The 515-nt window shown below is 45.6% G+C and carries 1 protein-coding gene; it reads right to left on the minus strand.

What is annotated here, in order from left to right:
- Nucleotides 1-515 (minus strand): PilZ domain-containing protein (locus R7P74_RS29440; RefSeq protein WP_318124284.1); only part of this gene is annotated, 515 nt, incomplete at both ends.

Genomic DNA, 515 nt, shown 5'->3' on the forward strand with positions numbered 1-515 from the left:
CTGTTGAAGAAAGCGATCACACGGATCGTTTTGCTGTTTTCATCAATAACCAATTGTACGCTGCAACCGTCAGGGCTGACTCGAATAACGCGATATGGAACGGCCATGAGAGGCAGCTTTTTATCGTAAAGTTGTAACTCACGAAAGTTAACTTGCACTTCTTGTCCCGAGCGTAACATCGTTGGCTCATCTAAACGAATCCCCAAGCCTCGCTTAGAAATATCAACGGTTGAACCTGCTGCTTTTAACTCACCCGAACTGAGTTCAAGCGGCGTTTTGAATCGATAGCGTGGTTCTTTACGGCGCGATTGAGCATCGAAATAGATACCTTTAGGGTTGCCAGTGATTTTTCGAGGATGACGAAAGGCATTTAACGTGTTGGCTGGCAAACGCGGCTTTTCTGTTAATAGGTAATCTTGCCCCGACTTTTCGTCAGCGATTTCTTGCAAAATTCCGATATGAGTCAGTGACTGAGAGGTTTCGGCTAACTCTGGAGAGAATAGTGCGAGATCTTC

The organism is Vibrio sp. 2033, from assembly GCF_033339735.1.